1 protein-coding gene is annotated in these 1,311 nt (G+C 60.0%); it reads right to left on the minus strand.

From position 1 onward, the window contains the following. Positions 1–1,025, minus strand: a 1,025-nt coding sequence (locus BV034_RS12450) for an SPFH domain-containing protein (protein WP_050027337.1), incomplete at its 3' end; no start/stop codon positions are given. Positions 1,026–1,311 lie beyond the last annotated feature (286 nt).

The following is a 1,311-nucleotide window of genomic DNA, read 5'->3' on the forward strand; positions in this document are numbered from 1 at the left end:
TGCCAATCCTTTTTACCCTTGAGGTCGCCGGAATCGATGCTGGCGATGACGTCCTCCTCCGTGACCCCCAGAACCTGGGCCACCTGGGCGGGGGTGAGTACGTCCACATTCAGCGCTGGAGCCGCTGCGGCTGCGGGAGCTCCGCCGGGGAGCGGAGGTGGCGCACTACCGCCTCCCTGGGAGAGATTGGTGTTTTTCATCATCTCCTGCGCCATGGCAAAGCCCATGGCCATTTCGGCCGGAGCACCAGCGCCGCCGCCCTTGGCCATGCCCTCGGCCATCTGGAATTTCACGTAGTCGTTGAGATTGCCGATGGCGCTCATGCTGCTGCGCTTGTCGATCGCGGCCTCGACTTCCGGGGGCACGCTCACGTTCTCCAGGATGAAGCTGGGGAACTCAATGCCGTACTTGGCCTGGAGGGTGGGATTGATCAGAGGAAGCAGGGCATCGCCCAGATCCGTGTAGCGGGTCGCCAGATCCAGAACAGGGATCTTGGCGGAGGCGAGGGCGTCGCTGAACACGCTGACAATGCGGGAGCGCATGGTGTCGGCGAACTCATCCAGGCGGAAGTGGTGATCGGAACCGGCGACTTCCTTGAGGAAGAGCTTGGGATCGACAATGCGGAAGTCAAAGGTGCCAAAGGCGCGGGCCCGCACGATGCCGAAGTCTTGGTCGCGCATCATGATGGGGTTGCTCGTGCCCCACTTGTTGCCGGTGAAGAGGCGGGTATTGACGAAATAGACGTCTGCCTTGAAAGGCGAGTTGAAGCCGTACTTCCAGCCCTTGAGCGTGCTCAGGATTGGGATGTTGTCCGTTACCAGGGTGTGCTTACCAGGTTCGAAGGTGTCGCCGAACTGGCCAAGGTAAACGAACTGCGCCACCTGCGACTCCCGCACGATGAGCTGAGCGCCGTTCTTGATCTCCTTGTCCTCATCGACAAAGCGGAAGGAGAGGGTGTCGCGAGAGTCGTCTGTCCACTCGATGATTTCGAGGAACTGTCCTTTGAAATAGTCCATCAGGCCCATGATCGTGAAGTAGTTGAGGTTGTGGGAGTCTCGTCAGATGAGACAGGGGGTGCAGGTAAAAGTTCAAGGATTTGTGACAAGACACCGTCCGGATTTGTCCCGGCAGGTTTAAGCTTCTTGCTAGTCCGTGACAAGGCCAGTCTGGGAACAGCGACGTTGGCGAGGGGGATGGGTCGTCTTCGAGGGAGGGGATCGAGGGACGCTTGGTGGGTGAGCGGGGCTGGGAACCCCGACCCGCTGCGCGGGAGACGCCAGACTAGAAGACACAAGACACAAGACACAAGAG

The organism is Verrucomicrobium sp. BvORR034 (assembly GCF_000739635.1).
Lineage (GTDB): Bacteria > Verrucomicrobiota > Verrucomicrobiia > Verrucomicrobiales > Verrucomicrobiaceae > Verrucomicrobium.